Source organism: Microbacterium umsixpiens (assembly GCF_053543675.1).
Genome location: NZ_JBLVOH010000178.1, coordinates 2,836 through 9,961, shown reverse-complemented (window position 1 = coordinate 9,961; position 7,126 = coordinate 2,836). Strand labels below are relative to the sequence as shown.

11 protein-coding genes are annotated in these 7,126 nt (G+C 67.3%); all 11 read right to left on the bottom strand.

Going from position 1 to position 7,126, the window contains the following annotated elements; genetic code table 11:
* A partial coding sequence (locus ACNPM4_RS16995; RefSeq protein ID WP_448986466.1) for a hypothetical protein occupies positions 1–228 on the bottom strand: 228 nt, incomplete at its 3' end.
* Positions 203–808, bottom strand: coding sequence for an RNA polymerase sigma factor (locus tag ACNPM4_RS16990; RefSeq protein WP_036303274.1), 606 nt, complete (start codon positions 806–808; stop codon positions 203–205). The genes ACNPM4_RS16995 and ACNPM4_RS16990, both read right to left, overlap by 26 nt.
* A gap of 113 nt (positions 809–921) precedes the next feature.
* Positions 922–1,950, bottom strand: coding sequence for a hypothetical protein (locus ACNPM4_RS16985; RefSeq protein WP_448986465.1), 1,029 nt, complete (start codon positions 1,948–1,950; stop codon positions 922–924).
* A 22-nt stretch (positions 1,951–1,972) separates the two neighbouring features.
* The gene (locus tag ACNPM4_RS16980) at positions 1,973–2,578 is read right to left on the bottom strand and encodes an RNA polymerase sigma factor (RefSeq protein ID WP_448986464.1); all 606 of its coding nucleotides are present in this window, start codon (positions 2,576–2,578) and stop codon (positions 1,973–1,975) included.
* A 43-nt stretch (positions 2,579–2,621) separates the two neighbouring features.
* Positions 2,622–3,209 carry a GNAT family N-acetyltransferase gene (locus tag ACNPM4_RS16975; RefSeq protein ID WP_448986463.1) on the bottom strand — a complete coding sequence of 196 codons (588 nt, stop codon included), beginning with the start codon at positions 3,207–3,209 and terminating at the stop codon, positions 2,622–2,624.
* A 48-nt stretch (positions 3,210–3,257) separates the two neighbouring features.
* Complete coding sequence (locus ACNPM4_RS16970; protein WP_448986462.1) at positions 3,258–4,178, bottom strand: RluA family pseudouridine synthase; 921 nt, start codon at positions 4,176–4,178, stop codon at positions 3,258–3,260.
* A 2-nt stretch (positions 4,179–4,180) separates the two neighbouring features.
* Positions 4,181–4,810: a signal peptidase II gene (gene lspA / locus ACNPM4_RS16965; RefSeq protein WP_448986468.1), complete on the bottom strand. Its 630-nt coding sequence runs from the start codon at positions 4,808–4,810 to the stop codon at positions 4,181–4,183.
* A gap of 74 nt (positions 4,811–4,884) precedes the next feature.
* On the bottom strand, positions 4,885–5,484 hold the full coding sequence (locus tag ACNPM4_RS16960) for a DivIVA domain-containing protein (protein ID WP_105710187.1): 600 nt from the start codon (positions 5,482–5,484) through the stop codon (positions 4,885–4,887).
* A gap of 181 nt (positions 5,485–5,665) precedes the next feature.
* The gene (locus ACNPM4_RS16955; RefSeq protein WP_029261567.1) at positions 5,666–5,965 is read right to left on the bottom strand and encodes a YggT family protein; all 300 of its coding nucleotides are present in this window, start codon (positions 5,963–5,965) and stop codon (positions 5,666–5,668) included.
* A gap of 3 nt (positions 5,966–5,968) precedes the next feature.
* Positions 5,969–6,448 carry a cell division protein SepF gene (locus ACNPM4_RS16950; RefSeq protein WP_400858316.1) on the bottom strand — a complete coding sequence of 160 codons (480 nt, stop codon included), beginning with the start codon at positions 6,446–6,448 and terminating at the stop codon, positions 5,969–5,971.
* A 43-nt stretch (positions 6,449–6,491) separates the two neighbouring features.
* On the bottom strand, positions 6,492–7,126 hold a 635-nt coding region (locus ACNPM4_RS16945), incomplete at its 5' end, for a YggS family pyridoxal phosphate-dependent enzyme (protein ID WP_448986461.1).

The window sequence follows — 7,126 nt, the reverse complement described above, 5'->3', positions numbered from 1 at the left end:
GCGAGGCGGCGGCGCTGTCTCCTGCGTGAAGACCACCACGGCTGTGGCCACCGCGGCTGTGGTCGCCACGGCGCCGGCGATCAACAGGGTTCGATGCGAGAGACGTCGGCGATTCCGCTCCCGGCTTTCGTCGATCCCACTCAGGAGGCGTGCACGAGCCGCGGCTACACGGTCGTCCGTGAGGCTCGCGCTCGTGTTCACCTCACGCACGCGTTCGAAAACGTCCATCGACCTCTCCTTCCTTCTCGCTCACAACTCGTTCTCGGCGGCTCCCTCTGGTCGGATCGAGTCGAGTTCGTATTCGATTCATTCGCGAGCGGACGGTGCCCACAGGTACGCCGAGGGCGACGGCGACCTCCTCATACGTCAGGTCTCCCCAGGCGTAGAGCAGCAGCGTGTCCCGTTCCTTCGCTGACAGCGCGGCGATGCGGGGCGCCAGCTCTCGGGTGGAGATCTCGGCGTCGAGGCGAGCGATCGTCCCCTCGAGGTCGCCGTGCGACACGTGTTCCTCGCGGTGTGCGGACTCCACGCTCGATCGGTGGTGCTTCGCCTCCCGAACTCGGTGCTTCTTGATCAACCGCGAGGCGATGCCGAACAACCACGGCAGCGCGGAGTCCCACGCCGCATCGAAAGATCTCCGTCGCGCGAAAGCGACCAGGAATGTCTCGCTGAGGATGTCCTCACCGGCATCGGGACCGAGGCGGCGAGCGGCATATCGACCCACCGATCCCGCGTGCCGATCGAACAGTTCAGCGAAGGCTCGGGGTTGCCCGAGCGACCGCTGAATGATCTCGCTATCTGTGCTCACACTATGTATTGCCCCTGAGTCGGCAAACGGTTCGAAATTATCTTGGGCGTCCCGCCGAGTCTACGGCGGAGCCCCGAAACCGGAGGTCGGTGTCGGGGCTCTCTGCCGGGTCGCTAGCCCTGGGGCGCGGAGTCCACGACGGAGGTGCGCACCGTGGTGGTGGAGTCGACCGTGTCGCCCGCAGGTCCTCCGCTTCCGTAGTTCTCCGAGATCGAGTCGACGAGGCCCTGCTCGGTATCGATCGCGATCTTCGTCGTCCGGTGGCCGGGAACGACGTACTGCAGCGTCGCCGTCGAACCATCCTCCGCCACCACCTCGAATCCGGGGATCAGCGCGATCGCGAGGAAGAACGCCGAGCGCAGGTCGGCAGGCATCAGGTTGATCGCCGACGGGTCGCTGAGACTCGCCACGAGCCAGCGGTCCCCCTCCTCCCCCGTCATCCCCGACTGCGCGCGGAGCCAGTCGAGCAGCGTCTGAGGATCCCTCGGCATATCGTCGTAATACGGCCGGTACCGGTCCGCCAGGTACGGCATCGGCGGTTCGTCGCCTCCCACGGCGAGATACTCGCCCGCCGGGAGCGTCTCGATCGTGCCGCGTCCACGAATCGCGGAGCCGGGCGAGGATGACCACTCCCGCGCCGCCTCCGCGCCACGGGGTCCGAAGGAGTCCACGACCTCGGAGGAGCCCCAGTCGTAGAACCAGTCACCAGCCCGGTCGGCCGGGACGTAGAGCACGCGCGTGTCCCGCTCCAGCACGGCGGCGTCGCCACCGTCTCGCGAGACGTTGAACGCGAACGTGTTCTCGTCATCGTCATCGGCCCATTCGGCCTTCCAGAAATGGAGGTACTCACCGACGGTCTCGATCCGCAGGTACTGCCCGGGGACGAGTGTCGTGTCCTGCGCATCGAACGTCACCGCTGACGCACGCTCCAGCACTTCGGCTGCGGCCGCGTCGGGTGCGTCCGGTGGCGCGATGACAGAGCCGGCCACGATCGCGGTCACGGCTACTCCGGCCACGAGACCACCGAGACCGATCCCGGTCCACGTGCGTCGTCGCGACGGCCGCGCTCGCTCCGGACGCGCACTCCGCGCCATCTCTCGCGTCAGCGCCCGTCGCGCAGCGAGAACGGTGTCTTCATCCACACGGGACTCATCGATCCCGATCTCACGAACTTGTTCCATAAGCTGCATCGCTCTCCTCCTTCGCCATCCATGTCAGTCGGGCTGCTCCGTGCGAGCCCGGCGGCGCGAGCTTTCGGCGAACGCGATTCAGCCGGGACCGAACGGTTCCGATCGGCACGCCCAGCGCAGCGGCGATCTGCTCATACGTGAGGTCGCCCCACGCATGCAGCAGCAAGGTGTCGCGATCCTTCGCCGCGAGGGCCGCGATCCGCGGGGCCAGCGCCCGCAGAGCGGCATCGGCATCGATCCGCGACTCGGAGGCGGCCTGCGGAGTTTCCACGGCGACCTCCTCCGCTGATGCCGAGGCTTCGAACGCCCGCCACTGCCGCGCTTCCGCAGCCCGATGGCTCTTCACCACCCTGGTCGCGATGCCGAGCAGCCAGGGCCGCGCCGACTCCGTCCCGAGGTCGAAGGACGCGCGCCGCCGGAAGGCGACGAGGAACGTCTCACTCAGGACGTCGTCGACGGCGTCCGCCCCTACCCGTCGCCGGATGTAGCCACCGACGGGTCGGACGTTCCGCTCGAAGATCTCGGAGAAGACTCCGGGCTCTTCGAGCGACCGCTGGATGATCTCGCTGTCCGTGCTCACACTGAGTATTGGGACGATTCCCGAAAACGGTTCACGCTTTCTTCTACGCCTTTCGTGAGGTGCCCAGATCGAGCCGCATCAGCACCCGCGGGAACCCGTCGAGGACGGAGCCCGTGTCGGCTGCCTTCACGAAGCCTGCACTCTCGAAGAGCGCGCGCGTGCCGACGTACGCCATCGTCAGGTTGACCTTCTCCCCGCCGTTGTCGACGGGATACCCCTCGATCGCCGGCGCGCCGCAGTCCCTCGCGTAGGCCACGGCACCGTCGATCAGCGCGTGCGTGATCCCTTGCTTCCGATGCCCTGGCCTTACGCGGAAGCACCACAGTGACCACACATCGAGTTCGTCGACGTGCGGGATCAGCCGATTGCGTGCGAAGCTCGTGTCGCGCCGCGGATGCAGCGCCGCCCAGCCGACCGGCTCGTCATCGAGGTAGGCGATGACCCCAGGTGGCGGATCCTGATGGCACAGCTCGCGCACGCGATCAGCGCGCTGCGACCCGCGCAGCGCCACATTCTCCTTGCTGCCGATGCGATAGCTCAGGCAGAAGCACACGTTGGACGTCGGCTTCTTCGGGCCGACGAGCGTCGTGACATCGTCGAACTCCGTTGCTGGTCGAACCTCGATGCCCATGCGATCAGTGTGGCGCACGACGCAGACATCGCGTCGATGAAGCGCGGGCTATTCGCCGCGGAGCACGTCCAGCGCGTGCCGGAAGTCCTCGGGGTACGGCGACTCGAACTGCACCCAATCCCCGGTCGCCGGGTGCGCGAACGCCAGCTGATGCGCATGAAGCCACTGTCGCGTGAGCCCGAGGCGGCCCGACATGGGCGGGTCGGCTCCGTACAGTGGATCGCCGACGCACGGATGCCGGTGGGCGGCCATGTGCACACGGATCTGGTGGGTGCGCCCCGTCTCGAGATGGATCTCGAGGAGCGAAGCACCGGGGAACGCCTCGAGCGTCTCGTAGTGGGTGACCGAGGGCTTGCCGTCGGGAACGACGGCAAACTTCCAGGAGTGGTTCGGGTGGCGCCCGATCGGCGCGTCGATCGTCCCTGCGAGCGGGTCGGGGTGCCCTTGCACCACGGCGTGATAGATCTTCTCGACCGTTCGATCCTTGAACGCCTGCTTCAGCACCGTGTAGGCGTGTTCGGATTTCGCGACGACCATCAGGCCGCTGGTGCCGACATCGAGCCGATGCACGACTCCCTGGCGCTCGGGAGCGCCACTCGTGGCGACGCGGAATCCCGCGGCGGCAAGAGCGCCGACCACGGTCGGCCCCTCCCAACCGACCGACGGATGCGCCGCGACGCCGGTGGGCTTGTCGACGACGACGATGTCGTCGTCGTCGTACACGATGCCGAGCTCGGGCACCGCGATCGGAATGATCTTCGGTGCTTCCTTCGGCTGCCACTCGACATCGAGCCAGCCGCCGCCGCGGAGGCGGTCGGACTTGTCGAGTGTCACGCCGTCCAACCGCACACCGCCTGCGGCGGCGACGTCGGCGGCGAAGGTGCGGGAGAAGCCCATGAGCTTCGCCAGAGCTGCGTCGACGCGAGTGCCGTCCAAGCCGTCGGGCACCGGCAGAGACCGCGACTCCACGGTCAGCGTCCTTCGGATGCGGGAGCCGCATCCTCCGAGGGCGCATCGTCGTCGCTCGAGCGATCCGCGCCGACGGTGTCCGCCGCCGCGTCGTCCGCATCGGCCGACTCGGCATCCGTCTCGGTCGCGACCATGGCGGCCACAGCAGCCGCTTCGGCTTCTTCCTCGGTCTCGACGACAGCGTGGTCGCGCTCGCGCGTGCCGTCGAATCGGAGCCCGAACACGACGAGAAGGGCGACCGAGATCATTCCGGTCACGATGAAGACGTCTGCCACGTTGAAGATCGCGGGCATCATCCACGGCATCGAGATCATGTCGACGACGTGCCCCACGGGGAAACCGGGCTCACGAAGCAGCCGGTCCGTGAGGTTGCCCAGCACACCACCGAGCAGGCACCCGAGAACGACGGCCCACAGTCGGGACTTTATCCCGAACGCCTTCCAGATGATGATCGAGGCCACCACCGCGAGGGCGATCGTGAAGATCCACGTCACCTCGGACCCGAGCGAGAATGCCGCGCCGGGATTGCGGACGTAGTACAGCTGAAGGAACTCACCGAGAACCGGAACCGGCTCATGCAGGGGCAGGTTCTCGATCGTGAGGTACTTCACAAACTGATCGGCGGCCAGCACGAGCGCTGCGAGAATCGCAACGATCGCACCGGCCGCCGACCGACGAAGGGGCGGGCGTCCTGACAAGGGGCGCCTTACAGACCGATCGCGGAGACGGGCGTGGAGTCCGTCGATGCCGACTTCTCGTCGAGCTCGCGGAGCTGGCCCTCGATGTAGCCGCGCAGCTGCGAGCGGTAGTCGCGCTCGAAGTTGCGGAGTTCGGTGATGCGGGCTTCGAGCGTGTTGCGCTCACGCTCCAGGCGTGCCGACTCTTCGCGCTGCTTCGCCTCGGCCTCGGTGCGGATGCGGGCCACCTCGGTCTCGGCCTCGGCGATGAGCGCGTTGCGCTTCGCCTCACCCTCGGCCACGTGCTCGTCGTGCAGACGCTGCGCGAGCTCGATGATGCCGGCAGTCGCGGTGGCGGAGCCGGTCGGTGCGGGCTCGGCAGCAACCTCGGCGACGGGCGCGGGGGCCTCGGTCGCGACGGGTGCAGCGGCGGGCGCGGCGGCCTCGGGGGCAGCACCGGACTCGTACGCGGCCAGCTTGGCCTTCAGCTCGACGTTCTCCTCGAGAGCCTTGCGCCACTCGATGACGATCTCGTCGAGGAAGTCGTCCACCTCGTCCGGGTCGAAGCCGTCCTTGAATCGGACGTGCTGGAACTGCTTGGTGACGACGTCATCCGGGGTAAGTGCCATGAGTGGCTCCTCTTTCGATGAGTTCGAATGCCAGTATCGATGTATGGCGTGGTCGTGATGTGGCGCGAACCCGGGGCGCGCACCTGGGTGCCAGCATAGCCCCCGCGCCTCAGCGCCGCGATGTCGCGACACCCAGAGAACACGAACTCGGGGCGTGCCTGACACACGGAGCGGGCGGAGTTCAGCGGATGAAAAGCCGCACGATGTTCATCAGGATCAGCACCACCAACAGGGTGAGTGTGAACCCGAAGTCGAGTGACAGCGAGCCGATCCGCAGCGGTGGGATGAGCCTCCGGAAGAACCGGATGGGTGGATCGGTGACCGTGTAGACGGCCTCAGCGGCGACCAGACCGAAACCCTTCGGACGCCATTCCCGATTGAACATCGGGATGTAGTCCAGGATGAGGCGCGCGAAGAGCACGAAGATGTACAGCAGCAGCACCAGGTGGACGATGCTCGCTGCGACGGAGACCAGCTCCACGGGCTACGACTGGTCGAAGCCCGCAGACTCAGCGTCTGCGTGTGCGATGCCCCCGTGGCCCGAAACCGCGATGTTCTCCGGCGAGAGCAGGAACACCTTCGAAGTGACGCGCTCGATACGGCCGTACAGACCGAGGGAGAGCCCGCTCGCGAAGTCGATGAGGCGACGCGCGTCGGCATCGCTCATCTGGGAGAGGTTGATGATGACGGGGACGCCCTCACGGAAGCTCTCGGCGATCAGCTGTGCGTCGCGGTACTGCTTCGGGTGGACGGTGAGGATCTCGTTCACGGCTCCTGCAGACGGCTGGCGGACGGCGACAGGGCGGCGCAACGGCGTGACGGGGGCCGGTGCCGGCTCCTCGCGGTCACGGTCACGGTCGCGTTCGCGGTGAGCGCGGGCAGGCGCCTGCGCCTCTTCCTCGTAGACCTCTTCCTCGTCGGCGAGGCCGAGATACACCATGGTCTTCTTCAGCGGGTTACCCATCGTGTCCTCCGGTTCGAACGTTTGGGGCTGGTCTTTTCACAGGTTAACCCCGGTCGGGCCGGGGTCCGGTGATTGCGGAGCCGATCCGCAGGTGTGTCGCGCCGGCGGCGATCGCCTCGGCGAAGTCTCCGGTCATCCCGGCCGAGATCCAAGTCGCGTCAGGGGCGGTGGCTCGGACGACGTCGGAGACGTCGCGCAGCCGAGCGAATGCGGCAGCAGGCTCCTCATCGAGAGGAGCGACAGCCATCACGCCGCGCAGACGCAGCGAAGGCAGGGCGAGCACATGCTCGGCGAGACCGACCGCATCGGCGGGGGCCACGCCTCCTCTACCCGGATCATCCGTCAGGTTGACCTGCACGAGCACGTCGAGCACATCGTCGCCGTCGGCTGCTCTGTGCAGGGCATCGGCGAACCGGTCGCGGTCGACCGAGTGCACCACGTCGGCGCTGCGACGGATAGCCGCCGCCTTGTTCGTCTGCCCCTGGCCGATGAAGTGCCAGGACAGGTCGAGGGCGGCGAGCTCAGCCTGCTTGGCCGACAGCTCCTGCTGTCGGTTCTCGCCGACCTCGCGCACACCGATCGCATGCAGGTCGCGCACGAGCGATGCCGGGTGGAACTTCGTCACCACGATCCTGGTGAGCTCTTCGGGATCTCTGCCTGCGGCACGCGCGGCGGCGG